Raw genomic sequence first — 26,483 nt, forward strand, 5'->3', positions numbered from 1 at the left:
GCGGCCGTCGGCCGACTCGGAGGCGAACTGTTAGGAAACTTTCCAGTCGCTTGGCACAGGACCGTACGGCGCCCGTCCGGAGGGTGTCAATGGCCCTTCCCGCGGAGGATGCCGAAGCGTTACCGGGCAGCGCGAAGCCCCGCCCCCCGAGCGCTCGGGAGGCGGGGCTTTCGTCCGGTTTCGCCGCGGCTTCGCGGGCCGTCAGGGCGTCTTGGCGCCGTCGTCGGCGGGCTTGACCGGGGCCGGTATCGGCGCCGTCGCCAGGTAGCGCGGCGAGGTCGGGTCGGCCAGCGCGGACGGCGGGGCGGCGTCGGTGGGCGCCGCGGCCGCGGCCGCCGTGAGCACCACCGCGGCGGCGGCCGTACCGGCGGCGGCAGCGGCGGCCCCGGCCGGCGCGGCCTCCTCCTTGACCTTGATCCCGGCCAGGTCGAACGCCGCCTTCAGACGCTGCCGCAGGGCCCGCGCCACGCTCAGCGACCTGCCCGGCGCCGTCCGGGCCTCCACCCGCAGCACCACCGAGTCCGCGGCGACCGACTCCATGCCCAGGATCGACATCGGCGCCCAGACCAGCTCGTCGAACGGGGCCTCCTTGGCCATCGCCTCCGCCGTCTCCCGGATCAGCGCCTCGGCCCGGTCGAGGTTCTCCTTGTAGGCGATCTGGACGTCCACCGTGGCGGTCGACCAGCCCTGGCTCATGTTGGCGATCCGCTTCACCTCGCCGTTGCGGATGTACCAGATCTCACCGTTCGCACCGCGCAGCTTGGTGACCCGCAGGCCGACCTCCAGCACCGTGCCGGTGGCCACCCCGGTGTCGATCTCGTCGCCGACGCCGTACTGGTCCTCCATGATCATGAAGACGCCGGAGAGGAAGTCGGTGACCAGGTTGCGGGCGCCGAAACCGATCGCCACACCGGCCACACCGGCGCTCGCCAGCAGCGGCGCGAGGTTCACCCCGAGCGCCGAGAGGACCATCAGCGCCGCGGTGCCCAGGATGGTGAACGAGGCGACGCTGCGCAGCACCGAGCCGATGGCCTCGGAGCGCTGCTGCCGGCGCTCCGGGTTGACCACCCCGGTGTTGGCCAGCAGCCCGCCGAGCATCCCCGGTTCGTCGTGGCTCTCGGCCGGCTTGATCATCCGCGCTATCAGCTGGGTGATCAGCTTGCGCACCACGGCGCGCAGCACCAGCGCCAGCACGACGATGAAGACGATCCGGATCCCGCTCGCCAGCCACTCCTGCCAGTGCGAGTCGAACCAGCTGGCCGCCTGCTTGGTGGTGTCGCTGACCTCCTGCGCGCTGGTCGGGATTCTGAGGTCGAGCTGCGGCACCGCCGGGGCCGTCGGGCTCGGCGACGGGCTCGACGGCGTGGAGGTGAGCGTCGTCGTGGACGCGTCGGCCAGGAGACCGGCGTCACCGGAGCTGAACACAGGCGGGACCTTCCTGCAGGGTGCGTGGCACAGCCCGCCGGCGCGGAAGCATGCCGTGGCCTGCGGACCGTCCGCCTTAGCCTATCGGCCGCCGGAGCGCGCCCCGGACACGCCGCGAGGGCGCCCGGGGGCGGAACGCCCGCAGGTGGCGGGTGGTTCCCGGGCCGCCCCGGGACCCTTCTGCCGGCGCGCGGAGACGGCCCGAACGCCCCGTCAACGCCTCTGCACGCCCCTGTGGCGCCCCTGGACAGGGCCCGGGTCCGCCCCGCCCCCGGACTGCTCCGACCGGCCGAGCCGTCTCCCGGGCGGGCGCGGGAGGGCACCGGCGGGCACCCGCGTGCAACCCGTCCTTCCCCCGGGCATACCGGGTATGACAGAAACCACACCCGGAGTTCACGTCAGGTCCGTTACACAGGAGTGGTGGCGCCGTACGAAGGCGTAAGGCGACACTGGGGGAGATCACGCACCCGTTGTGTGATCCAACCGCTCGTCCCGGCGCGAGCCACGCGCCGCAGGCGTCCAAGGAGGCATCCGTGCCGCATGTCCTGGTCCTCAACGCGTCCTACGAGCCACTCGGCGTCGTATCGATGCGCCGCGCACTCATCCTGGTCCTCAACCACAAGGCGGTCAGCCTGGAGGACTCGGGAGTCACTCTGCACAGCGCCACCAGCGCCCTTCCGGCGCCGTCCGTCGTCCGCCTGACCCGCTTCGTGCGGGTTCCGTTCTGCGGGCCCGTCCCGCTCACCCGCCGGGCGCTGTTCGCCCGAGACCACGGCCGCTGCGTCTACTGCGGGGCCGCCGCCACCAGCGTCGACCACGTCATCCCGCGCAGCCGGGGCGGCCAGCACCGGTGGGACAACGTCGTGGCGGCCTGCCGCCGCTGCAACCACACCAAGGCCGACCGTCACCTCACCGAACTCGGCTGGCGGATGAAGCGCCCGCCGGCCCCGCCCAGCGGCCTCGCCTGGCGCATCATCGGCACCGGGATCAGGGACCCGCGCTGGCGGCCCTACCTGGAGCCCTACGGCGGCGCGGACCAGCTGCGCGCCCCGCAGTGGGGCGAGTACGAGCACCACGACCATACCGAGGCGCACCCCGTCCCGCTCGGGCGGGCCCACGCCGCCCACCCCGCCCCCGTCCGCCGCGGCGAGCAGCCCGAACCGCTCTCCGCCTGACCCCGCTCCACAAGGGCCTGCCCGTCACGATCTTCGGTACGCCTCATGGGCCGCCGCGCACCCCGCACGGGGAGCGCGGCGGCCCGCCGTCGTGCGGGGCCCGTCAGGGCTTCTGCGTCGGCGCGACCGGGGCGGTCGTCGGCTGCGCGGCCGGCGGCTGGGTGGCCGGGGCGGCCGGCTGCTGAGCGGCCGGCGGGGCCGTCGCCGGGGTGACGGCGTAGACCTCGATGCCGTAGAGCGAGTAGCCGAACTTGGTGGCCCGGGCGACGCCCTGCACCCGGAGGAACTTCGCCCCCGGCGCGTCGAAGCGCACCGTCTCGTTGCCGCCCTTGCCGTCGTCCACCGTGGCCACCGTGGTCCAGGTGACGCCGTCCGCCGAGGTCTGGATCTTGTACGAGGACGCGTACGCGGACTGCCAGTGCAGCACCGCCGAGCCCAGGTGGGCGGCCTTCGGCAGCTCCAGCTGCACCCAGGCGTCGTCCTTGGCCAGCGAGGACCAGCGGGTCTTCGGGTCGCCGTCGGCCACCGCCGCGGCGGGGAAGGTCGGCGTCTCGTCGGCCGAGGAGCTCGCGGTCGCGGTGGTGGCCAGGTCCGGCCCGCCGGTCGGCGGCACCACGTGCACCTGCAGCACCTGCCGGACCGTGGTCGAGCCGGAGACGAACAGCACCGGCACCTGGTACGTCCCGGCCGGGGTGTCGGCGGCGGCGCTGACCTGCAGCGGCACGCCGACCTTGCCGCCGCGCGGCACGGTCACCGCGCCGACCGGGGCGACGGTCAGGCCCTTGGCGACGGCGGGCACCTCGGTGCGCAGCTCGCCGGTCGCGCCCTCCGGGCGGCCGGCCTCGACCACCGCGCGGGCCTGCGCCGGCGCGGCCGCGCCGGTCACCACGTCCAGCGAGGCGTCGGCCAGGCTGAGCCGGGCCGCCGGGACGTCCGCGTACCAGGGGATCACCTGGTTGACCACCGGCGGCTCGCCGCCGGCCTTCCAGGCCATCCGGAACGCGTCCGCGCTCTGGCCGCCGGCCGCCAGCTCGTTGTAGCCGGGCTGGACGGTGCCGATCTCCACCCACGTCCCGTCCGCCCGGCGCAGCGAGACGACCGCGCTGGCCCGCACGTTCGGGTCGGTGAGGATGGTCAGCCGGTCCAGCGGCCGGGCCGCGCCCAGCTCCACGGTGAGCGGCTCGTCCGCGACGGTCGGCGCGGTGGCCGCCCGGTACGCGGTGTCGGGGTTGCCGTCCAGGACGGCGGAGGCCGAGGCGCCGGGCAGTGCGGCCGGGCCGCCGGAGACGCTGGCCGGGGCCTCGTCGGGCGCGGCCACGGTGAACTCGCGCACCGCCACGGCGGTCTTCTGGGCGGCGGTGGCGCGCAGCCGTACCGCCCGGACCACCGTGCCGGCGGGCACCTGGGCGCTGATGTTCTTCTGGTTCTTGACCACCGCGAGCTGCTTCCAGCCGCCCTCGCCGGTGGAGTACTCCAGCACGCCGTCGCGGATGTAGTCGTCCATCGCGGTCCGGCCGTCCGGGCCGCTGCCCCAGGAGCCCATCAGCACGGTGACGGTGCCGACCGGGCGGCCGCCGCCGAGGTCCAGGCCGACCGAGTCGCCGGGCTGCGGGGGCGCCGAGCTCCAGTAGAAGGTGTCGGCCACGCCGTCGGTCATCAGCGCGGGCAGGTGGTCGTGGGCGGTGCCCATGCTGGTGGTGGGCGTGATGCCGCCGCCGACCACGCCGGCCCAGTTGTCGGCGGCCTGCACGGCGCGCTCCAGGAACGGGCCGAGCACGCCCGCGCCGACCGTCGCCGGGCTCTGGCCGAGCTGCTCGCGCAGCCGGTTCAGCTCGACCCGGGCCTTCCAGGCGGCCGCGCCGTCGCCGCCGCGCTGGGCGAGCAGCATGTCCAGCGCGGACTGCCCGGCCAGGCCGTAGTCGTGCAGCGGGGCCAGCCACGGGCCGGCCTCGGCGGCCAGCGCGGCGGTGGCCGGGGTGGCGGCCAGCGTCCGCTGGGCGTTCGCCATGGCGGTGAAGGCGTCCCGCAGCGGGGCCGCCGCCTCTATCAGCCTGGCGAGGTCCGGCGCGGCGCCGGAGTTCGGCTCGGCGGCCGCCCAGAACTTGTCCAGCAGCGGCGCGAGGTAGCCGGACTCCTGCTTGGACAGCGGGGAGGAGGAGCTGTTGCCGGCCAGCGCGGTGACGGCCGCCAGCGCCTCCCCGGCGGGCGTGGCGGAGGTGCCGGTCGGGCCGGCCAGCGAGTGCAGCGCGGCCTGCCAGGACTCCTCCGGCTTGTACCCGGCCGGGTTCCAGGCGAAGTCGCCCGCGGTGGCCAGCGCGATCCGGGAGGCGACCGGCTGCTGCATCGCGCCGGTCAGCAGCACGGCCGAGCGGGTGGCGACCTCGGTGTCGCGGCCGCCGTAGGCGCCGAGGAAGAGGCGGTCCGGGTTGGCGTCGTTGACCGGGTAGTTGTCCATGGTGACCAGCGGCCGCCCGTACAGGCCCGCGGTCTCCGAGGTCTGAGCGCCGGTGATCTTCTCCGGGATCACCCCGCCGCCGCTCCAGGCCACCTGGACGGCGTCCGGCAGCGCCGCCGCCAGCGCCTTGCGGTACGGCGTGGAGCCCTGCTTGTGGTACTCGGTGGGGACGATCGACAGCGGCGCCAGCCCCGGGTTCCGGGCGATCAGCCGCTCCTGCACCCTGGCCACCAGCTCGGCCTGCGCCTTGGCGGCGGCCGCCGGGCCGGTGCCGTACTTGGAGCGGTCGTCGCCGCAGTGCCACTCGTCGTAGGAGACGTCCAGGAACTGCAGCTGGAAGGCGGTGAAGCCGAGCTTGCGCAGGCCGTCCAGCTTGGCCACCAGCGCGTCCGCGTCCTTGGCCGAGCTGTAGCAGAAGGCCTGCCCGGGGTCGATCGCGTACCCGAGCGTGACGTGGTTCCTCCGGGCGCGGGCGGCCAGCGCCTTCAGCTCCTCGGCCTTGGCGGCCGGGTAGCCGTCGCGCCAGCGGGAGAGCCGGTACGGGTCGTCGCCCGGGGCGTACAGGTAGAAGTTCTGCTTCGACCGGCCGAGGAAGTCGACCTGGTCCAGCCGCTGCTGCTGGGTCCACGGGGTGCCGTAGAAGGCCTCCGCCGTCCCGCGCACCGGCGCGCCGGTGGGCCAGTCGCGCAGCGTGATCCCGGGCAGCCCGATCCCGGCCGCGCCGACGTCGGGGCCCTGCCCGGCCGGCACCGCGGCCAGCAGCTGGCGCATGGACTGCGCCGCGTAGAAGGTGCCCGCGGCGTCCGTGCCGGCCAGCACCACCACGCCGTACGTCCCGCCGCCCTGGGCCGGCAGCTGGCCCGCCGACAGCACGTAGCCGCCGGCCGGCATCCCGGCGGTGGACGGTGCGGCGCCGTCCTTGCCGGCCGCGGTGGCCAGCTCGCCCAGCACCCGGTCCACCTCGCCGCCGGCGCCCTCGGAGGCCCCGCCGACGTACACCACCAGCGAGCCGGCGGCGGGCGTGCCGGCGTCCGCCTGCGGCGTCACCGACGTCGCCCCGGCGACGCCCAGCACCTCGCGCACCGCGTCCACCGCGCCGAGGTCCGCCTTCGGCGCGGTCACCAGGGTCACCGCGGCGGGCACCGCGACCGGCTTGCCGGCCACGGTCTGCTCCTGCGGCCGCGGGAACACCTGCGGGTTGCTCATGCTGCCCAGCGGCGTCTGCGACGCGGTGCTCACCACGTCGGGCGCCGGGCTGTACGCGTACGCGGGCGGCCCGCTGACCAGCAGACCGCCGACCACGGCCGCCGCCGACAGCGTCGCGGCGATCTGCAGGGTGCGCCGGCTCGGCGCCCCCGGCCGCGCGGCCGCAGCCCGTTCGGCCCGGACCGACGCCAGCAGCGGCTCCGTCCCCTTGAGGTCGGCGATCAGCCGGTCCGCCGTCCTGGGCGCCAGCTGACGGCACGTCCGCGCGGTCGCCCGGCGGGCCGCGATCGCCGCCGGGTGGTGCAACACGTCACGCAGGGCCGGGCTCTGCTCCAGCTGCTGCCGCAGCCGTCGACCTGCCGCGACGGATACTCGGGCTTGCACAGGAGCCTCCTCGCAGGCGGTTACGACATCGCCGCCAAAGCCCACCAGTTGGCCCAGCCGGTGTCAATGTGACGGACAGCTATGACCGGTTTGTCGTATTTGCTCTCCTTCCCCGTTCATCCGCGAGTCATCCGCGCGCAGCGTCCTGACGATCCGTCGCCCCCGGAGCCCTCCCCCGTCCACGAGCCGCCGCGGTCGTGTCGCACTGGGTGATCGAGGCGTTACGCGGGTAGGACTGTGGCTGTTCTGACCGGGTGTTGCCGAGACATCGCAGGAGCCGCGAGTGGCCGCTTATCTCGATCGTGACGGAGCCGAGGGCCTGGAGGTGCCGGCGCAGGACGCCCCGCCGCCCCCGGCCGAACTGGTGGCGCTGGCGCAGGCGTACGGGGTGGACACGGCCTACCGGCCCTCGACGCGGACGCTGGTCGCGGTGCTGGCCGCACTGGGGGTGGAGGCGGGAACGCCCGAGGCCGCGCGGGAGGCCCTGGAGCGTCACCGGGCCGAGCAGCGGGAGCGGTTGCTGCCGCCGACCGTGGTGGTGCGGCAGGGGCGCCGGACGGCGCTGGACGTACCGGCCGACGCGCGGCTCGCGGTCGAGCTGGAGGACGGCGGCGTCTGGGAGCTGCCGTGCGGTCACTCGCACTGGCTGCCGGCCGACCTGCCGCTCGGCCGGCACGTGCTCAGGGCGGTGACGAACGGGACGGAGCGGCGCGCCCACCTGATCGTGGCCCCCGAGCGCCTCCCGCAGCTCCCCGGCCGCAGCTGGGGCTTCCTCGCCCAGCTGTACTCCGTCCTCTCGGACCGCTCCTGGGGCATGGGCGACCTCGGCGACCTCGCCGAGCTCACCCAGTGGGCGGCGGGCCTCGGCGCCGGGTTCGTGCAGATCAACCCGCTGCACGCGGCCCTCCCCACGACCCCCTCCGACCCGTCGCCCTACCGCCCCTCCTCCCGCCGCTTCGCCGACCCCGTCCACCTGCGGGTGGAGGCCGTCCCCGAGTACGCCTACCTGACCGGGGAGCAGCGCGCCGAGGCCGACGAGCTGGTCCGGCGCGCCGCCCGGCTGCGCGCCGAGGTGCTCGCCCACGACGGCCTGATCGACCGGGACGCGGTCTGGGCGCTGAAGCGGCGGGCCCTGGAGCTGCTGCACGAGGTGCCGCGCGGCGCGGGGCGCCGGGCCGCGTACGAGGCGTACCGGCGGCGGGAGGGCGAGTGGCTGGAGCGGTACGCGCTCTGGAACGCCCTCGCCGAGGTGCACGGCGCCGACCGGCACACCTGGCCCAAGGGTCTGCGCCACCCGGACAGCCCGCACGTCCGGCTGGCGGCGGAGGAGCTCGCGGAGGCCGTCGAGTTCCACCGCTGGCTCGCCTGGCAGGTGGACCACCAGCTCGCCGGGGCCCAGCAGGCGGCCCGCACCGCGGGCATGCCGGTCGGCCTGATCCACGACCTCGCCGTCGGCGCACACCCGGACGGGGCCGACGCCTGGGCGCTGCAGGACGTGCTGGCCACCGGCATCTCGGTCGGCGCCCCGCCGGACGCCTTCAACGCCCACGGCCAGGACTGGGGCCTGCCGCCCTGGCGCCCGGACGCACTGGCCGCGGCCGGCTACGCCCCGTACGCGGAGCTGCTCCGCTCGGCGGCCCGGCACGCGGGCGCGATCCGGATCGACCACGTGATGGGCCTCTTCCGGCTCTGGTGGGTGCCGGCCGGCCACGCGCCGACCGAGGGTGCGTACGTCCGCTACGACGCGGAGGCGATGCTCGGGGTGCTGGCCCTGGAGGCGCACCGGGCGGGCACGGCGGTGATCGGCGAGGACCTCGGCACGGTGGAGCCGGGGGTCCGGGAGGAGCTGGCGGTGCGCGGCATCCTCGGCACCTCCGTGCTCTGGTTCGAGCGGGACTGGCAGGCGAAGGGCGAGATCCTCGCCCCGGAGCGCTGGCGGCCGGGCAGCCTGGCCACCCTGACCACCCACGACCTGCCGAGCACCGCGGCCCGGCTGTCCGGCGAGCACGTCGAGCTGCGGCACCGGCTCGGCCTGCTGGCCCGTGCGCTCGGCGAGGAACAGGCCGAGGCGGCGGCGGAGCTCGCCGACTGGCGCACGGAGCTGGCCGGGCTCGGCCTGCTGGGCGAGGACGAGCCGCTCTCCGCGCAGGCGCTGTACCGGTTCCTGCGGGCCACCCCGGCGGAGCTGGTCGGGGTCTGGCTCCCGGACCTGGTGGGCGATCCGCGCCCGCAGAACCTGCCCGGGACGTGGGACCAGTACCCGAACTGGCGGCTGCCGATCGCCGACGGCGCCGGGGACCCGGTGACCCTGGACGGGCTGGCCGCGGACCCGGCGGCCGCCGCGCTCGCATCCGTCCTGCTCGACGGGCCCGAAAGGCCGACCCCGCCGCGCGCGGCGACGTAAGCGGCGGGTAAGTTGGGCGACGTGGACAAGAGGAACGCTTTGCGAGCCGGCGCGGTCACCGCAACGGTCACGCTGATGATGCTGCTGTCGTCGCCCGCCATGGCCCTCACCCGGGACGACGGCGACGACCCGGGTGCGAGCCTGAGCGTCGCCCAGACCCTCGGCCTGTTCGTGCTGCTGCCGATCGGCCTCTTCGTGGTCATCGGCGCGCTGGCCGCGATGCCGTACGGCACCAAGGACAAGAAGAAGTAGCCGCGGGCCCTCCACCCAGCCCGTACCACGCCCGAGGGGGCGCCGGACAGCACGTCCGGCGCCCCCTCGGGCGTTTCCGCGGCGTTCCGGGCGTCCGGCTGTTCGGGCGGCCGACGGCCCCCCGGTGTCCGTGGGGGCCGCGGGCGGAACCCGCGGCCCCCACGGCCGGCGTCAGTGCCCCAGCGCCCGGGCGCCCGCCGCGCGGTCCGCCGCCTGCGCCTTCAGCGCGCGCTCGACCCCGGCCCGCGCCTCGATGACCTGCCGGCGCAGCGCCGGAGCCGGCTCGGCCGCGGCCAGCCAGGCGTCGGTCGCGTCCAGCGTGGCCTGCTCGACCTGGAGCGACGGGTACAGGCCGACGATGATCTGCTGCGAGATCTCGTGGCTGCGGGTCTCCCAGACGCCCTTGACGGCCGCGAAGTACTTCGCGGCGTACGGCGCCAGCAGCTCCCGCTGGTCGGCCTGCTGGAAGCCGGCGATCACGGCCTCCTGCACGTAGTTGGTGAGCTTGTCCGACTCCACCACCGAGGCCCAGGCCTCCGCCTTGGCCTCGGCCGTCGGCAGGGCGGCGCGGCAGGTGGCGGCGTGCTCCTGGCCCGCCGCGGTGTTGTCCCGCTCCAGCTCGGCCGCGATCGCGGCCTCGTCGGCGCGGCCGGTGGCCGCCAGCCGGCCGAGCAGCGTCCAGCGCAGCTCGGTGTCGACGGCCAGGCCCTTGAGCTCGACCGAGCCGTCCAGCAGCCCGGCGAGCAGGCCCAGCTGCTCCTCGGTGCGGGCGACGGCGGCCAGCGTGCGGGCCCAGGCCAGCTGGTGGTCGCTGCCCGGCTCGGCGGCGCGCAGCTGCGCCTCGGCGGTCTCCGCCCAGCGGGTCAGGCCCTGCTCGCGCCAGGCCGGGTCGGCGTAGGCGTCCAGGGCGGTCTTCACCTGGCGGTGCACCGACTGGACCACGCCGATGTCGGACTCCCGGCCGAGGCCGGAGACGGCCAGCGCCAGGTAGTCGCGGGCGGCCATCTCGCCGTCGCGGGCCATGTCCCAGGCGGAGGCCCAGCAGAGCGCGCGCGGCAGCGAGTCGGTGAAGTCGCCGAGGTGATCGGCCACGACGGCCAGCGAGTCCTCGTCGAGGCGGACCTTGGCGTAGGAGAGGTCGTCGTCGTTGAGCAGGACGACGGCCGGGCGGTGGCGGCCGACCAGCTGCGGCACCTCGGTGCGCGGGCCGTCGACGTCCAGCTCGATCCGGTCGGTGCGCACCAGCGCGCCGTCGGCCAGCTCGTACAGGCCGATGGCGATCCGGTGCGGGCGGAGCACCGCCTCGCCCTTGGCGCCGGCGGGCAGCGCGGGGGCCTCCTGGAGGACGGTGAAGGACTCGATCTCGCCGTCGGTGTTGAGGGTGATCGCCGGGCGCAGCACGTTGATGCCGGCCGTCTCCAGCCAGGCCTTGGACCAGGCCTTGAGGTCGCGTCCGCTGGCCTCCTCCAGGGCGCCGAGCAGGTCGCTCAGGCGGGTGTTGCCCCAGGCGTGCCGCTTGAAGTAGGCCCGCACGCCCTCGAAGAAGGCGTCCTGGCCGACGTAGGCCACCAGCTGCTTGAGCACCGAGGCGCCCTTGGCGTAGGTGATGCCGTCGAAGTTGACCTGGACGTCCTCCAGGTCGTTGATGTCGGCCATGATCGGGTGGGTGGACGGCAGCTGGTCCTGCCGGTACGCCCAGGTCTTCATCTGGTTGGCGAAGGTGGTCCACGAGTGCGGCCACCGCGAGCCGGGCGCCTCGGCCTGGCAGACGGCCTCGGCGTAGGTGGCGAACGACTCGTTCAGCCAGAGGTCGTTCCACCACTCCATGGTGACGAGGTCGCCGAACCACATGTGGGCGAGCTCGTGCAGGATCGTGGCGGCCCGCGCCTCGTAGGCGGCGTCGGTCACCTTGGAGCGGAACACGTACTGGTCGCGCAGGGTGACGGCGCCGGCGTTCTCCATCGCGCCGGCGTTGAACTCCGGCACGAACAGCTGGTCGTACTTGGCGAACGGGTAGCGGTAGTCGAACTTCTCCTGGAAGTAGTCGAAGCCCTGCTTGGTGACCTCGAAGACGGCGTCGGCGTCCAGGAACTCGCGCAGCGAGGGGCGGCAGTAGACGCCCAGCGGCACCTTCTGGTCGCCGTTCTCGTAGGCGTCGAAGACGCCGACGTACGGGCCGGCGATCAGCGCGGTGATGTAGGTGGAGATCCGGCCGGTCGGCTCGAAGGTCCACGTCCGGGTCGGGCCGTCGCCGGCCGGGGTCGGGGTGGGGGAGTTGGAGACCACGACCCAGCCCTCGGGCGCGGTCACGGTGAAGGCGAACGAGGCCTTGAGGTCGGGCTGTTCGAAGGAGGCGAAGACCCGCCGGGCGTCCGGCACCTCGAACTGGGTGTAGAGGTAGGTCTCGCCGTCGACCGGGTCGACGAACCGGTGCAGGCCCTCACCGGTGTTGGTGTAGGCGCAGTTGGCGACGACCTTCAGCTCGTTCTCGGCGGCCAGGTTCGGCAGCGCGATCCGGCTGTCGGCGAAGTTGGCCTCGTCGAGCCGCTCGCCGTTGAGCGTGATCTCCTCGACGCTCGGGGCGACGAGGTCGATGAAGGTGGCCGCGCCGGGGGTGGTGGCGGTGAACCGGACCACGGTGGTGGACCGGAAGGTGCCTCCCTCACGGGCCGAGCTCAGGTCGAGCTCGATGTCGTACGCATCCACGTGCAGGAGGTCGGCCCGGGTGCGGGCCTCCTCACGGGTCAGGTTGGTGCCGGGCACTCGCTGGACTCCTTCGTCAGGCTGGTGGTTCGCATCCTCCCATGCCCGCCGTGCCGCTTCGGGGGGAAACGGGTCCGGGCGGGGCGGGCGGGGCCTCGGGGGCCCGCCCGCCCCGCCCGGAGGGGTGGAGCGTCACCGGTGTCGGCGCGTCACTTCTTCGCGTACTTCAGCACCGGGGAGTCGGAGCCGGAGCTGCGGGAGAACCCGTACAGCGAACCGTCCGACTGCAGCACGTACTCGGTGCTGGTGATGCTGATGAAGTCGGTGCTCTTCTGCGACGTGATGGTGCCGAGGTCGGTCGGCTTGCCGTCGGTCGGCGAGAGCGTGACCAGCTTGGCGTCCTTGTTGTAGCCCATGTCCACCACCGCGCGGACCTTGCCGTCCTTGTCGGTGCCGGAGACCAGCCGGATGTCGTCGTCGTTGCCGCCGTTGGAGGACCAGAGCCGCTTGCCGGTGGTCAGGTCGTAGGCGTTGACGGCCGGCTTGCTCGGGTTGACCTGGACGTAGAGCGTGTTGCCGCTGACCACGTTCTGGGTGAACGCGTCGGACTGGCCGGAGAGGCGCAGGCTGTCGGCGCCGGGCTCCTTGACCGACATCGGGGTCATCGGCTTGGTGCTCTTGTCGAACGGCAGGATGTAGTCGCCGTTCGGGCCGTTGGTCACCAGCAGCACCAGCGGCTGGTCCGAGATGACCTTGTCGACCCGCTCGATGCTGCCGGTGAGCGTGATCGGCGCCCCGCTGGCGGTCTTGCCGGTGTCGGCGTCCACCACGACCAGCTGGGACTTGGTGGTGGTGTTGAGGCCGTAGCAGCGGTCGCTGACCGCGATCTGGTTGCCGGCCGCCTTGCCGTAGACGCTGCAGTCCTTCTCGCGCGGCTGGAACTGCCAGGCCGGCGAGCCGTCGGCGACGTTCACCGCACCGACCACGCCGCTGGCACCGATGCCGATGACCTTGTCGGTGACGGTCAGGGTCGGGTAGGACATCCGCTCCTGGCTGGCCTTGACGGTCCAGAGCAGCTTGCCGGTGCTGACGTCGATCGCGCCGACGGTGGAGCAGTCGCTGTCACCGGTGTTGAGCGCGACGGCGGCGATGTGCTTGGAGTTGACCCCGTACGAGGCGGCGCAGAACTCCTTGCTGCCGGACGGCGGCGCGATGCTCCACAGCTCCTTGCCGTCGGCCGCGTTGAGGCCTCGGATGCCGTAGCTGTCGGCGCGCACCACGGTCTTGTCGGCGCCCCAGATGCCGAGCAGCTGCGAGCCGCTCGCCGCGGCGGTCGGCTTGGGGGCGCTCCAGGCGAGGTTGTAGGCACCGGCCTTGCCGCCACCGCCGCCGCCCGAGCCGCCGCTCGAACCGCCCGAGCTCGCCGAGGCGCTGGGGTCGGTGTTGGTGCCGCCGGAGGTGCTGGTGCCGCCGCTGGCGGTCGGGTTGTCCGGCGTGTCGTTCTCGGTGAACAGGACGACCAGGCCGGCGATGATGGCGATCGCCAGCACGCCGCCGATGATGCCGCCCCAGAGCATCACCGGGTTGCGCTGCTTGGGCGGCTGCGGCACCGGGGCGCCGGGGTAGCTGTACCCGGCCTGCTGCTGCGGGTAGCCGTAGCCGCCGTCGGCCTGCGGCTGGCCCGGGTAGCCGTAGCCCTGACCGTTGGTCGGGGCCGGGTCGAACGGGCCGACGGGCGCGGCCGCCGGCGGCGGCGGGGCCTGGGCGGGGAAGCCTGCGGCGGCGGTGGGCGCGTAGGCGTAGTCGCTGCCCGGTGCCGGCGGCTGGGCCGGGGGCTGCGGCGGCGTGCCGGGCGCGGCCTGTGCGGCCGGGCCGCCCTGACCCGGGATCGGCGCCCCGTCGAGCTGTGTCATCTGGTTCGCCACGGCCGCCGGGTCGACGCCCGGCCCCCGTCCGAGCGATACGCCCCGGTTGTCCGCCGGACTGCTGCCGGGCGAGTCGCCCGCCCCTGGAGTAGGGTGATCCCCTGCCATCTGATGCCCCGTCATGTCTGGAATCGCCCCCCGGCCGGATGACATCCGTGGACCGTGGGACGGGTGAGATTGGGCACCATGGTACGGGTGGCCCGATTTCACCCGGTCGCAGGAGCCCCGGAGCACCCCCGTCGTCCCGCTGAGCTGCCGGGCTTCCCCGCCGTCCGCTCCGCACCCACCCGGGCGTGTCGCCGCTCCGGCCGGCCCTGCCGGACCGCCTCCCGCGGTTCGTCGTGGCGGCCGGGTGCGCCCCCGCCCCGCACCCGCGTCGCCGGTCGCCGCACCGTCCGGACGCGTCAGGGCCTAGGCTTCAGGAGTTGAAAGGGGAATACCCGGCCGAGCGGTTCCCCTGCCCTTGGGAGGGTGGATCATGTCGACGGACACACCGGGCTCGCAGTCCTCACTGCACCGGGCGAACCTGGAGCGGGTGCTCCGCGCGGTACGGATGGCCGGCTCGCTGACCCAGGCCGAGATCGCGCGCAGCACCGGGCTCTCCGCGGCCACCGTGTCCAACATCGTCCGGGAGCTCAAGGAGAGCGGCACCGTCGTGGTGGCCGACACCTCCTCCGGGGGCCGCCGCGCCCGCAGCGTGTCGCTCAGCGGCGACGCCGGCATCGTGGTGGGGATCGATTTCGGCCACACCCACCTCCGCGTCGCCGTCGGCAACCTCGCGCACCGCGTGCTCGCCGAGGAGAGCGCCCCGATCGACGTCGACGTCTCCGCCGCCCAGGGCTTCGACCGCGCCGAGGCGCTGGTCGAGCGGCTGCTCCAGCAGGCCGGCTTCCGCCCGGACAAGGTGATCGGCGTCGGCCTCGGCGTCCCCGGCCCGATCGACGTGGAGACCGGCGCGCTCGGCTCGACCGCGATCCTGCCCGGCTGGACCGGCATCGCCCCCGGCCACGAGCTGGCCGAGCGCCTGGGCATGCCGGTGCACGTGGACAACGACGCCAACCTCGGCGCGCTCGGCGAGCTGGTCTGGGGCGCCGGCCGCGGCCTGAGCGACCTCGCCTACATCAAGGTGGCCAGCGGCGTCGGCGCCGGCCTGGTGGTCAACGGCCAGATCTACCGCGGCCCGGGCGGCACCGCCGGCGAGATCGGCCACATCACCCTGGACGAGGCCGGCCCGGTCTGCCGCTGCGGCAACCGCGGGTGCCTGGAGACCTTCGTCGGCTCCCGCTACCTGCTCGGCCTGCTCACCTCCACCCTCGGCCCGGACCTCACCCTGCCCCGGGTGGTCGAGCTGGCCCACCAGGGCGACCTCGGCTGCCGCCGGGTGATCGCCGACGCCGGCCGGCAGATCGGCACCGGCGTGGCCACCCTGTGCAACCTGCTCAACCCCCGCCGGGTGATCCTCGGCGGCGACCTCGCCGACGCCGGCGAGCTGGTGCTGGCCCCGATCCGGGACTCGGTGGCCCGCTACGCGATCCCGAGCGCCGCCCGCCAGCTCTCGGTGGTCCCCGGCACCCTGGGCGGCCGGGCCGAGGTGCTCGGCGCGCTGGCGCTGGTGATGAGCGAGATGGGTGAGTCCGGGGCGCTCGGCCGGTCCGCACAGGCGTCCGCCGCCCGTTCGTGAGTTCGAGCCGGGCGGCCGGCGGGAGCCGCCACGCGGGCCGCCACGCCCGGCTTCACGACGAGAACCGCAGGGTGAGGGGGGTTACCGGCGCACGGCACCGGGCACCCCGCTCGGCGTCCGGTAGGCGGACATTAGACTCGACCGGTCGGCACCGACCTAGACGACCGTCGGAGCGCGTCGGCACACCGGGCAGCGACGCCCGCCGGACCGCCCGCGGTCCGCGACTTTGAACGAGGAGGAACGGGTGGCCCTGCTGACCCGCATTCGGGGACCGCGCGATCTCGACCGGCTCACGCCCGCACAGCTGGCCACCCTGGCCGAGGAGATCCGGACCTTCCTGGTGACGGAGGTCTCCAAGACGGGCGGCCACCTCGGCCCCAACCTCGGCGTGGTGGAGCTCACCGTCGCGCTGCACCGGGTCTTCGACTCGCCGCGCGACCGCATCCTCTTCGACACCGGCCACCAGAGCTACGTCCACAAGCTGCTCACCGGCCGCCAGGACTTCTCCCGGCTGAAGATGAGCGGCGGCCTGTCCGGCTACCCCTCGCGCGCCGAGTCCGAGCACGACGTGATCGAGAACTCGCACGCCTCCACCGTCATCTCCTACGCCGACGGCCTGGCCAAGGCCAACAAGATCCTCGGCAAGTCGGACCCGGTCGTCGCCGTCATCGGCGACGGCGCGCTCACCGGCGGCATGGCCTGGGAGGCGCTCAACAACCTGGCCGACGCCCAGGACCTGCCGGTCGTCATCGTCGTCAACGACAACGAGCGCTCCTACTCCCCGACCATCGGCGGCCTCGCCAACCACCTCGCCACGCTGCGCACCACCCAGGGCTACGAGCGCTTCCTGTCCTGGGGCAAGGACGCCCTGCAGCGCACCCCGGTGGTCGGCCAGCAGCTGTTCGACACGCTGCACGGCGCCAAGAAGGGCCTCAAGGACTTCATCGCCCCGCAGGGCATGTTCGAGGACCTCGGCCTCAAGTACATCGGCCCGATCGACGGCCACGACCTCACCGCGCTGGAGTCCGCGCTCACCAAGGCGCGCGGCTTCGGCGGCCCGGTGATCGTGCACTGCCTCACCGAGAAGGGCCGCGGCTACCACGCCGCCGAGAACAACGAGGAGGACCGCTTCCACGCGGTCGGGGTGATCCACCCGGACACCGGCCTGCCGGTGAAGAGCTCGGGCAAGGACTGGACCTCGGTCTTCGGCGAGGAGATGGTCGCGCTCGGCCACGAGCGCGAGGACATCGTCGGCATCACCGCCGCGATGCTCCACCCGGTCGGGCTCGCGCCCTTCGCCAAGGAGTTCCCGGACCGCATCTTCGACGTCGGCATCGCCGAGCAGCACGCCGTCACCAGCGCGGCGGGCCTCGCCACCAACGGCCTGCACCCGGTCTTCGCGGTCTACGCGACCTTCCTCAACCGGGCCTTCGACCAGGTCCTGATGGACGTCGCGCTGCACCGGCTCGGCGTCACCTTCGTGCTGGACCGGGCCGGCGTCACCGGCACCGACGGCGCCTCGCACAACGGCATGTGGGACATGTCGATCCTCCAGGTCGTCCCGGGCCTGCGGATGGCCGCACCGCGCGACGCCGACCAGGTGCGCGCCCAGCTGCGCGAGGCCGTCGAGGTCAAGGACGCCCCGACCGTGGTGCGCTACTCCAAGGGCACGGTCGGCCCGGCCGTCCCCGCGGTCGGCCGGATCGGCGGCATGGACGTGCTGCGCGCCGACGAGGACGGCACCGAGGGCCGCCGCGCCGACGTGCTGATCGTCTCGGTCGGCGCGATGGCCCAGACCAGCCTGGAGGTGGCCGACCTGCTGGCCGCCCAGGGCATCACCTCCACCGTGGTGGACCCGCGCTGGGTCAAGCCGGTCGACCCGGCGCTGCCGGGCCTGGCCGCCGAACACCGCGCGGTCGTCACGATCGAGGACAACGGCCGGGTCGGCGGCGTCGGCGCCGCGGTCGCGCAGGCGCTGCGGGACGCCGAGGTGGACGTCCCGCTGCGCGACTTCGGCATCCCGCAGGAGTTCCTGGACCACGCCTCGCGGGGCGAGATCCTCGCCGAGATCGGCCTCAACGGGCCGGACATCGCCCGCCAGGTGACCGCCCTGGTCTCCCGGATCGCCCGGCTGGACGTAGCGGCCGTCGAGGCCTGACCCGTTCGGCCCACGGCCGCCGTTTGCGACAACTGGGCAACAGTTCCCCGGCGAACAGGCCGATAATCGCACCGAAAGGCGGGACCGGCGCAGCCCGCGCCGATCCCGCCCGGTAGGTTGTCATCCGTGCCGACCCCCACCCGCCCCCGCCTCGCCGGGCTCGCCGAGCGCCTGCCCGACCGCGTCCGCCAGGGTTACTGGACGAGGCTGGTGCCGGTGCTGGCCCTGGTCGCGCTCGTGACCCACATCCCGTCCTTCGTCCGGCCCGTCTGGAGCCCCGACGAGGGCTTCCTGGCCACCCAGGCCCGGATGCTGGCCGACGGCGGCGTGCTGTACGACACCGTGGTCGACCGGAAGCCGCCGCTGCTGCCCTGGCTCTACCAGGCCTGCTTCGCGGTCTTCGGTTCGGCCTCGCTCTGGCCGCTGCGCACCCTGGCGGTGGCCGCCCACCTGGTCACCGCGATCCTGCTGGCCTCGATCGCCCGCGGACGCTGGGGCAACCGGGCCGGCGCCGGCGCGGGCCTGCTCTACCTGCTGGTCTCCATCGGGCTCTCGCCGGAGGACACCCAGGCGGCCACCTTCGAGGTCTTCATGCTGCCCGCCATGGTGGCGGCCTTCCGGTACGCCGAGCGGCGCCGCTGGCTGGCCGCGGGCATCGCGGTGGCACTCTGCTCGCTGACCAAGCAGACCGGCGGCGCGGTGCTGCTGCCGGTGCTCTGGATGCTCTTCCAGGACGCCCGCCGGCGCGGCGTGCGCTGGCCGCCCGCCCTGTTCAAGATCGGCTTCGGGTTCACACTGCCGATAGCGCTGGTCGCGGTGATCCTCACCAAGCCCAAGGGCTTCCTCTTCTGGGTGGTCACCGGCAGCGGCGACTACGCCTCCTTCGGCGGCGCCTGGCTGCAGATGATCGGCCGGGCGCTGGGCAACTCGGCGATCCTGGCCGCGGCCGGGCTCGGCTTCCTGCTGCCGGTCGGCCGCCGGCTCTGGCTGAAGCACCGCCACCGGCCGCTGCCGGTCGCCGGGGAGGAGCACGGCTCCACCGCCGACCTCTGGGTCTGGCTGCTCTCCTCGGTCGTCGCGGTCAGCGTCGGCTTCCACTTCTTCGGCCACTACTACCTGCAGCTGATGCCCCCGCTGGTGCTGCTGGGCACGGGCGCGGTCGCCACCTCGGCGGTCCGCTGGAAGCCCGTCCTGGTGTACACCACGGTCGCCGCGACGGCCTTCTGGACGCTGGCGCTGGCGTGGCCGGGGGAGCGGCTCGACCGGACCACCGAGGTGGCCACCGCGGTCGCCGCGCAGACCACCCCCAAGGACACCGTGCTGGTCTGGGGCATGCACCCCGAGCTGTACTGGCTGGCCGACCGGAAGCCGGCCACCCGCTACCTGACCGCGGGCTTCCTGACCAACTACAGCGGCGGCAAGGACGGCAGCCTCAACGTCGGCGAGCAGTTCAGCGTCAGCAACGCCTGGCAGACCTTCGACAAGGAGCTGGTCGACAACGGCCTGCCCGAGGTGGTCGTGGACGACTCCGGCCTGGCGCCGTACCAGCCCACCCAGATCCCGAAGATCGAGAACCTGCTGGACACCCACTACGAGATGGTCGGCGTCTTCGCCGACACCGTGGTCTACCGCCTCAAGCGCTGAGGCCCGCCCGGCGCCCGGGCCCGACCCCGGCGCCGGGAGCCCGCCGCCGGCGCACGGTGCCGCCGCAGGTGCGAGGACGGCCGGCAGCCGCCCCCGCGGACACGGAAGGGCCCCGGTGACCTGATGGTCACCGGGGCCCTTCCGTACCACTGCTAGGCGGGCACCGAGGCCACACCCGGGGCGAGGAACCGCTTGCCGTTCACCCGCTCCGAGACACCCTCACGGTCCAGGTACGGGGTGATCCCGCCCAGGTGGAAGGGCCAGCCGGCACCGGTGATCATGCAGAGGTCGATGTCCTGGGCCTCGCCGACGACACCCTCCTCCAGCATCAGGCCGATCTCCTGCGCCACGGCGTCCAGAGCGCGGTTCAGGACCTGCTCCTCGGTCAGCACGCTGTCGCCGAAGGAGAGCAGCTCCAGCACCTCGGGGTCGAGCACCTGCTTGCCGTCGACCCAGGTGTAGAAGCCGCGCTTGCCGGCCTTGACCACCTTGCCGAGGTTCTCGGAGACGGTGAACCGCTCCGGGAAGGCGCCGTGAAGGGTCTCCGAGACGTGCAGCGCGATGGCCGGGCCGACCAGCTCCAGCAGCATGATCGGGGACATCGGCAGGCCGAGCGGCTCGACGCCCTTCTCGACCGTGGCGATCGGGGTGCCCTCGTCGATGATGCCCTGGATCTCACCCATGAAGCGGGTCAGGATCCGGTTCACCACGAACGCCGGGGCGTCCTTGCACAGCACCGCGGTCTTCTTCAGCTTCTTCGAGACGCCGAAGGCGGTGGCCAGCGAGGCGTCGTCGGTCTGCTCGCCGCGGACGATCTCCAGCAGCGGCAGGATCGCGACCGGGTTGAAGAAGTGGAAGCCGACGACCCGCTCGGGGTGCTTCAGCTTCGAGGCCATCTCGCTGACCGAGAGGGAGGAGGTGTTGGTCGCCAGCACACAGGTCGGCGAGACCACGTTCTCCAGGTCGGCGAAGACGGTCTGCTTGACGCCCATCTCCTCGAACACGGCCTCGATCACGAAGTCCGCGTCGGCGAAGCCGACGGCCTTGTCGAGCGAGCCGGTGACCAGGCCCTTGAGGCGGTTGGCCTTGTCCTGGCCGATCCGGCCCTTGCCGAGCAGCTTGTCGATCTCGGCGTGGACGTAGCCGACGCCCTTGTCGATGCGCTCCTGGTCGATGTCGGTGAGGACCACCGGCACCTCCATGCGGCGGGCGAACAGCAGCGCCAGCTGCGAGGCCATCAGACCGGCGCCGACGACGCCGACCTTGGTGACCGGGCGGGCCAGCGACTTGTCCGGGGCGCCGAACGGCTTCTTGGCCCGGCGCTGCACCAGGTTGAAGGCGTAGATGCCGCTGCGCAGCTCGCCGCCCATGATGAGCTCGGCCAGGGCCGCGTCCTCGGCGTCGAAGCCGGCCTGCAGGTCCTCGTCCTTGACCTGGGCGATGATGTCCAGCGCCTTGTAGGCGGCCGGCGCGGCGCCGTGCACCTTGGCGTCGGCGACCAGGCGGCCCCAGGCGACGGCGTCGTCCCAGGCCTTGCCGCGGTCGATCTCCTCGCGCTCGACGACCACGTCGCCCTTGAGGACCTTGGCGGTCCAGAGCAGCGACTGCTCCAGGAAGTCGGCCGGCTCGAAGATCGCGTCGGCGATGCCGAGCTCGAAGACCTCCTTGCCCTTGAGCTGCTTGTTCTGGCTCATCGAGTTCTCGACGATGACCTTGACGGCCTTCGCCGGACCGATCAGGTTCGGCAGGATGGTGCAGCCGCCCCAGCCGGGGACGAGGCCCAGGAAGACCTCCGGCAGCGAGAAGGCCGGGACGCCCGCGCTGACCGTGCGGTAGGTGCAGTGCAGGCCGACCTCGACGCCGCCGCCCATCGCCGCGCCGTTGTAGAACGCGAAGGACGGGACGGGCAGCGCGGCGATCCGCTTGAAGACCTCGTGGCCGCCCTTGCCGATGGCCAGCGCGTCCGCGTGCTCCTTGAGCAGCTCGACGCCCTTGAGGTCGGCGCCGACCGCGAAGATGAACGGCTTGCCGGTGATGGCCACGCCGACGATCTTGCCCTCGGCGGCCTCGGCCTCGACCTGGTCCAGCGCCGCGTCCAGCTTGAGCAGCGAGCCCGGGCCGAAGGTGGTCGGCTTGGTGTGGTCGAAGCCGTTGTCCAGGGTGACCAGCGCCAGCTTGCCGGCCTGCAGCGGCAGGTCCAGGTGGCGGACGTGGGCGGTGGTGACGACCTCGCCGGGGAACAGCTCGGCGCCACGGGTCAGCAGCTCAGTCGTGGTGCTCATGGTCACTTACCGCCCTCGAAGTGGGGGTTCTCCCAGATGATGGTGCCGCCCATACCGAAGCCGATGCACATCGTGGTGAGGCCGTAGCGGACGTCCGGGCGCTGCTCGAAGCGGCGCGCCAGCTGGTTCATCAGGCGCACGCCGGAGGAGGCCAGCGGGTGGCCGAAGGCGATCGCGCCGCCGAACGGGTTGACCCGCTCGTCGTCGTCCGCGATGCCGTAGTGGTCCAGGAAGGCCAGCACCTGGACGGCGAAGGCCTCGTTGACCTCGAAGGCCTGGATGTCGTCGATGGTCAGACCGGCCTTGGCCAGCGCCTTCTCGGTGGCCGGCACCGGGCCGATGCCCATCACCTCGGGCTCGACGCCCGCGAAGGCGTACGAGACCAGGCGCATCTTGACCGGGAGGCCGAGCTCCTCGGCGACGTCCTCGGCGGCAAGCAGGGAGGCGGTGGCACCGTCGTTCAGACCGGCCGAGTTGCCCGCGGTGATGTTGCCGTGCGGGCGGAACGGGGTCTTCAGGTTGGCCAGCGACTCCATCGTGGTGCCCGGGCGCAGCGGCTCGTCCACGGTGGCCAGGCCCCAGCCGGTCTCGCCGACCTCGGGGTTGGTGTTGCGGATCGAGATCGGCACCAGGTCCGGCTGGATGTCGCCGTTGACGTACGCCTTGGCGGCCTTCTCCTGCGAGCGCACGGCGTAGGCGTCGCAGCGCTCCTTGGTGATGTGCGGGAACCGGTCGTGCAGGTTCTCCGCGGTCATGCCCATGAACAGGGCGGACTCGTCGACGAGCTTCTCGGAGACGAAGCGCGGGTTCGGGTCGACGCCCTCGCCCATCGGGTGGCGGCCCATGTGCTCGACACCGCCGGCCACGACCACGTCGTACGCGCCGAAGGCGATGCCGCCGGCGGTGGTGGTCACGGCGGTCAGCGCGCCGGCGCACATGCGGTCGATCGCGTAGCCCGGAACGGACTTCGGCAGGCCGGACAGCAGGGCCGCGGTGCGGCCGATGGTCAGACCCTGGTCGCCGATCTGCGTGGTGGCCGCGATGGCGACCTCGTCGATCCGCTCGACGGGCAGGTTCGGGTTCCGGCGCACGAGCTCCCGGATGCACTTGACGACGAGGTCGTCGGCGCGCGTCTCGTGGTAGATGCCCTTCGGGCCGGCCTTGCCGAACGGGGTGCGGACGCCATCGACGAAGACGACGTCCCTCGCGGTACGAGGCACGGGGGCTCTCCTCCCAGGGACCAACAGGTTGAGGTGGGCAGGCTGCCGCCGTCCGTCGCAGTCGGGACGTGAGCGGCGCCGCTTCACGGTCATGCTACCCGTCGGTAACCAACCTGCCCAGGCCCGGCGGCCGGATCTCCGGGTGTGTCCCGCGACACGTCCCCCCGGGAGACCTGTGCAGGTCCGCGGGGACGGCGAAGGGGATGCCGTCCTCGGACGACATCCCCTTCGGTGCGCCGTGGACGCACGGTGGCGGCGCTGTGGCGGTGCCGTGGCGGCCGGGGCCCCCGGCCGGCCTCAGTCGGCCTGCGGCGGCTGGGCCGCGGCCTTGGCGAACGCCTCGGCGACCACCGGGGCCACCAGGTCGACCTGCCACTGCCGGGCGCCGAGCCGGCGCAGCGCGGCGGCCACGTCGGCGGCGCTCGGGTCGGCCGGCGGCTCCCACGAGACGCGGCGGACCAGGTCCGGGGTGATCAGGTTCTCGGCCGGCAGGTTGTGCGCCTCGGCCAGCTCGGTGACCGCGGCCCGCGCCCCGGAGAGCCGGGCGGCCGCCACCGGGTCCTTCTCGGCCCAGGCGCGGGGCGGCGGCGGGCCGTCGTGCGGCGCGGTGGCCGGCGGCAACTGGTTCTCCGGGACGTCCCGGCCCCGCTGCACGGCGGCCAGCCACTGCTCCAGCTGCCGCCGGTGCACCCGCGGCCCGAAGCCCTGGACGGCCTGCAGCCCGGCGAGGTTGAGCGGCATGGCCAGCGCGGCGTTGACGATCGCGGCGTCGGAGATCACCCGGCCCGGCGAGACGTCGCGCTCCTGCGCCATCCGGTCGCGGGCGAGCCAGAGCTCGCGCACCACGGCCAGCTGGCGGCGCCGGCGGACCTTGTGCAGTTGGGAGGTGCGGCGCCAGGGATCGGTGCGCGGCGCCGGGCGGGGCGCGGCGGCGATGGCGGCGAACTCCTCCATCGCCCAGCCGAGCTTGCCCTGGGCGTCCAGCTCCTGTTCGAGTGCGTCGCGCAGCTCGACCAGCACCTCGACGTCCAGAGCGGCGTAGCGCAGCCACGGCTCGGGCAGCGGCCGGGTGGACCAGTCGACCGCCGAGTGCTCCTTGGCGAGGCTCAGCCCGAGCACGCTCTCGGTCATCGGCCCGAGGCCGACCCGGGCGAAGCCGGCGATCCGGCCGGCCAGCTCGGTGTCGAACAGCAGCTGCGGGCGCATGCCGACCTCGGCGAGGCAGGGGAGGTCCTGGGTGGCCGCGTGCACGACCCACTCGGTGTCGGCCAGGGCCGCGCCCAGCGCGGTCAGGTCGGGGCAGGCGATCGGGTCGATCAGCGCGGTCCCGGCGCCCGCGCGGCGCAGCTGGATGAGGTACGCCCGCTGCCCGTAGCGGTAACCGGAGGCCCGCTCGGCGTCGACGGCGACCGGTCCGGTACCCGCGGCGAAGGCGGCGACGACGGCGGCCAGCGCCCGCTCGTCCGCCACCACTGGCGGGATCCCCTCCTTCGGTTCGAGGAGTGGGACCGGGGCTGCTTCTTCTGGGATGGCTGCTACGGCGTCGGTCACCCACCAAGGGTACGACGGTCCTCGCGGCCGGGAGTGTTGTCGGACTGGTCAGACCGGGAGTCCGCATATGCCCTTGCGCCCGTGTGGGCGCCGACCGGGGCCGGACAGGAGTGCTGCGGCGGTCCTGAAGGAACGTTCCTCCAAGACCGCCGCAGCGGTCCAGCGGTCCTACCGGGTGATCAGTGGATGATGCCGGTGCGCAGCGCGACCGCGACCATCCCGGCCCGGTCACCGGTGCCCAGCTTGCGGGCGATGCGGGCGAGGTGGCTCTTGACGGTGAGTGCGGACAGTCCCATGGCGACGCCGATCGCCTTGTTCGACTGCCCTTCGGCGACCAGCCGCAGCACCTCGACCTCGCGGCCGGAGAGCTCGCGGTAGGCGGCCTGCTGCGCGCCCGGCGCACCGGGGGCCCCGGGGGCGCCCGGGACACCGGCCGCACCCGGCACGCCCGGCATGCCGGGACGGCGCATCCGGCCGGCCAGGCCGCCGGCGCCGAGCGGCAGGCCGGGGCGGCCGGGCATGGCGACGTTGGTGCGGGTGCCGGTGACCACGTAGCCCTTGACGCCGCCGGCCAGCGCGCTGCGGACCGCGCCGATGTCGTCGGCGGCGGAGAGCGCCAGGCCGTTGGGCCAGCCCGCGGCGCGGGTCTCGGCCAGGATGGTCAGCCCGGAGCCGTCCGGCAGGTGCACGTCGGCGACGCAGATGTCGCGCGGGGTGGAGACCCGGGGGCGGGCCTCGGCGATCGAGGACACCTCGATCACGTCCCGGACGCCGAGCGCCCAGAGGTGGCGGGTGACGGTGTTGCGGACGCGGGGATCGGCGATGACCACCATGGCGGTGGGCTTGGTCGGACGGTAGGCGACCACGTTTGCGGGGTGCTCAAGAAGGACCGACACCAGGCCTCCTGCGGGGAGTGGCGGACGGAACCCCGATGGGGGCGGTCGGAGTGTTCCGCGTTCGGAAAGGGTCACAGTCTGCTTCGGCAGCTACCGTGCCCGGCTTTAGCGAAAGATCACGATCTAGTGAGTAACAATACGGACAAATCGCGCAGGTGACTGATGCGACATGCCTGGAATTCGCACAAAATCGATCGGATCCGGAGCAAATCGGTCGGCCTTGACCGGTTAATTGACGCGGAGCTGATCCGAAGTCACACTCCGTCAGCCCTGGGGGTGGCGCCGGGCCTCGCCGGCGCCGATCGGCCCGGACGCCACTCGTCAGTGCGAGCGCGGACGCCGCCGGGCGGGCATCGGGACCACTCCGCCGAGTGACGACGCGTCGGCCGCGGGCTGCGGCGCCGGGGCGGCCGGCGGCAGGCCGGCGCTGATGCAGAGCAGGTCCCCCCAGGCCGCGAGGTGCCGCTCGAACCGGCCGTCGGCCGGCGTCCAGGAGGCCCGGATCTCGATCTCGGTGGACGACGCGCGGTCCGCCAGTCCGCCGAAGTACTGCGAGGCGCACCTGGTCACCGTGCCGGACGGCTCCGCGTAGCCGGCGCCGTGCGCCTGCAGCGCGTCCAGCAGCCAGGCCCAGCCGACCTCGGAGAGCATCGGGTCGCCGGCCATCTCGGGCTCCAGCTCGGCGCGGGTCATCGTCACCACGCGGAAGTCCCCGTTCCAGGCCTCCTGCCCGGCCGGGTCGTGGAGCAGCACCAGCCGGCCGTCGGCCAGCTCCTCGCCGTCCACCTCCACCGCGGCGGTCAACGCGAAGGCGTGCGGGGCGAGCCGACGGGGCGCCGGAGCGGGGGAGAACTCGATCTCGGGGCGCAGCCGCGCCCCCCGCAGAGCCTCGACCGCGGCAAGGAACTCGCTCGGCGCCGCCTCCCGACCCGTCCCGCCACCTGTTCCGCCACCCTGCGCTGGGTGCCCGCCGACCGCTGCCATGACCCGAAGACTAGGTCGAAAACGCGGGTAATCGCCGCAACTTCTGCCCGCGCGGCGTGCCGGGACGGCAAACCGGCCAGATCTTGGAGGAACCGACGAGCCCGCCCGGGGAGGACGGTGCGGGGCGCGTGCGAAGAT

General features: G+C 73.7%; 15 protein-coding genes. 6 read left to right on the forward strand and 9 right to left on the reverse strand.

The genetic code is table 11. The features are described 5' to 3' along the window. Nucleotides 1-201: 201 nt before the first annotated feature. Nucleotides 202-1,326: a mechanosensitive ion channel family protein gene (locus tag RMN57_RS26910; protein ID WP_380234810.1), complete on the reverse strand. Its 1,125-nt coding sequence runs from the start codon at nucleotides 1,324-1,326 to the stop codon at nucleotides 202-204. Nucleotides 1,327-1,958: 632 nt separating this feature from the next. Between RMN57_RS26910 and RMN57_RS26915 the strand changes: the two genes are divergently transcribed. After that, nucleotides 1,959-2,600 carry an HNH endonuclease gene (locus RMN57_RS26915; RefSeq protein WP_313765875.1) on the forward strand — a complete coding sequence of 214 codons (642 nt, stop codon included), beginning with the start codon at nucleotides 1,959-1,961 and terminating at the stop codon, nucleotides 2,598-2,600. A gap of 103 nt (nucleotides 2,601-2,703) precedes the next feature. Here the strand turns inward: RMN57_RS26915 and RMN57_RS26920 are convergent, their stop codons facing one another. After that, nucleotides 2,704-6,645: a beta-N-acetylglucosaminidase domain-containing protein gene (locus RMN57_RS26920; protein ID WP_313765876.1), complete on the reverse strand. Its 3,942-nt coding sequence runs from the start codon at nucleotides 6,643-6,645 to the stop codon at nucleotides 2,704-2,706. Between the two features lie 283 nt (nucleotides 6,646-6,928). Between RMN57_RS26920 and malQ the strand changes: the two genes are divergently transcribed. Together malQ and RMN57_RS26930 are read left to right on the forward strand one after the other, a co-directional pair. After that, nucleotides 6,929-9,049, forward strand: coding sequence for a 4-alpha-glucanotransferase (malQ, locus tag RMN57_RS26925; RefSeq protein ID WP_380234786.1), 2,121 nt, complete (start codon nucleotides 6,929-6,931; stop codon nucleotides 9,047-9,049). Between the two features lie 21 nt (nucleotides 9,050-9,070). Then, entirely contained in the window at nucleotides 9,071-9,301 is a 231-nt protein-coding gene (locus tag RMN57_RS26930) for a hypothetical protein (RefSeq protein ID WP_313765877.1), read from the forward strand. A 171-nt stretch (nucleotides 9,302-9,472) separates the two neighbouring features. On the opposite strand, the gene pepN is transcribed toward RMN57_RS26930, so the two are convergent. After that, entirely contained in the window at nucleotides 9,473-12,064 is a 2,592-nt protein-coding gene (pepN, locus tag RMN57_RS26935; RefSeq protein WP_313765878.1) for an aminopeptidase N, read from the reverse strand. Nucleotides 12,065-12,213: 149 nt separating this feature from the next. Continuing rightward, nucleotides 12,214-13,917, reverse strand: coding sequence for a PQQ-binding-like beta-propeller repeat protein (locus tag RMN57_RS26940; RefSeq protein ID WP_313765879.1), 1,704 nt, complete (start codon nucleotides 13,915-13,917; stop codon nucleotides 12,214-12,216). A 490-nt stretch (nucleotides 13,918-14,407) separates the two neighbouring features. Here RMN57_RS26940 and RMN57_RS26945 point away from each other — a divergent pair, with 490 nt between their 5' ends. The 3 genes from RMN57_RS26945 to RMN57_RS26955 all read left to right on the forward strand — a co-directional run bounded on the left by RMN57_RS26945 (nucleotide 14,408) and on the right by RMN57_RS26955 (nucleotide 19,412). Beyond that, on the forward strand, nucleotides 14,408-15,610 hold the full coding sequence (locus RMN57_RS26945; protein WP_313765880.1) for an ROK family transcriptional regulator: 1,203 nt from the start codon (nucleotides 14,408-14,410) through the stop codon (nucleotides 15,608-15,610). 244 nt (nucleotides 15,611-15,854) lie between these two features. After that, nucleotides 15,855-17,768: a 1-deoxy-D-xylulose-5-phosphate synthase gene (gene dxs / locus RMN57_RS26950; protein WP_313765881.1), complete on the forward strand. Its 1,914-nt coding sequence runs from the start codon at nucleotides 15,855-15,857 to the stop codon at nucleotides 17,766-17,768. Between the two features lie 126 nt (nucleotides 17,769-17,894). Continuing rightward, a complete protein-coding gene (locus tag RMN57_RS26955; RefSeq protein WP_313765882.1) occupies nucleotides 17,895-19,412 on the forward strand; it encodes a glycosyltransferase family 39 protein in 1,518 nt (505 codons plus the stop codon). 152 nt (nucleotides 19,413-19,564) lie between these two features. Here RMN57_RS26955 and RMN57_RS26960 read toward each other — a convergent pair whose 3' ends face one another. The 5 genes from RMN57_RS26960 to RMN57_RS26980 all read right to left on the reverse strand — a co-directional run bounded on the left by RMN57_RS26960 (nucleotide 19,565) and on the right by RMN57_RS26980 (nucleotide 26,345). After that, nucleotides 19,565-21,694: a 3-hydroxyacyl-CoA dehydrogenase NAD-binding domain-containing protein gene (locus RMN57_RS26960; protein WP_313765883.1), complete on the reverse strand. Its 2,130-nt coding sequence runs from the start codon at nucleotides 21,692-21,694 to the stop codon at nucleotides 19,565-19,567. A gap of 2 nt (nucleotides 21,695-21,696) precedes the next feature. Further along, nucleotides 21,697-22,914: an acetyl-CoA C-acyltransferase gene (locus tag RMN57_RS26965; protein WP_313765884.1), complete on the reverse strand. Its 1,218-nt coding sequence runs from the start codon at nucleotides 22,912-22,914 to the stop codon at nucleotides 21,697-21,699. 297 nt (nucleotides 22,915-23,211) lie between these two features. After that, entirely contained in the window at nucleotides 23,212-24,465 is a 1,254-nt protein-coding gene (locus tag RMN57_RS26970) for a ribonuclease D (RefSeq protein WP_313765885.1), read from the reverse strand. Nucleotides 24,466-24,644: 179 nt separating this feature from the next. Beyond that, nucleotides 24,645-25,361 (reverse strand): response regulator transcription factor, encoded by a 717-nt coding sequence (locus RMN57_RS26975; protein ID WP_313765886.1) that lies wholly within the window; start codon nucleotides 25,359-25,361, stop codon nucleotides 24,645-24,647. Between the two features lie 321 nt (nucleotides 25,362-25,682). Further along, nucleotides 25,683-26,345 carry a DUF3000 domain-containing protein gene (locus RMN57_RS26980; RefSeq protein ID WP_313765887.1) on the reverse strand — a complete coding sequence of 221 codons (663 nt, stop codon included), beginning with the start codon at nucleotides 26,343-26,345 and terminating at the stop codon, nucleotides 25,683-25,685. Between the last annotated feature and the right edge of the window lie 138 nt (nucleotides 26,346-26,483).

It is taken from the genome of Kitasatospora sp. CM 4170 (assembly GCF_032110285.1).
In the GTDB taxonomy this organism is placed as follows: domain Bacteria; phylum Actinomycetota; class Actinomycetes; order Streptomycetales; family Streptomycetaceae; genus Kitasatospora; species Kitasatospora aburaviensis.

Bases quoted from the DNA above. Each gene is read 5' to 3' on its own strand.
- RMN57_RS26940 (WP_313765879.1), bottom strand. From the start codon at position 13,917: ATGACACAGCTCGACGGGGCGCCGATCCCGGGTCAGGGCGGCCCGGCC.
- RMN57_RS26945 (WP_313765880.1), top strand. From the start codon at position 14,408: ATGTCGACGGACACACCGGGCTCGCAGTCCTCACTGCACCGGGCGAAC.
- RMN57_RS26960 (WP_313765883.1), bottom strand. From the start codon at position 21,694: ATGAGCACCACGACTGAGCTGCTGACCCGTGGCGCCGAGCTGTTCCCC.
- RMN57_RS26980 (WP_313765887.1), bottom strand. From the start codon at position 26,345: ATGGCAGCGGTCGGCGGGCACCCAGCGCAGGGTGGCGGAACAGGTGGC.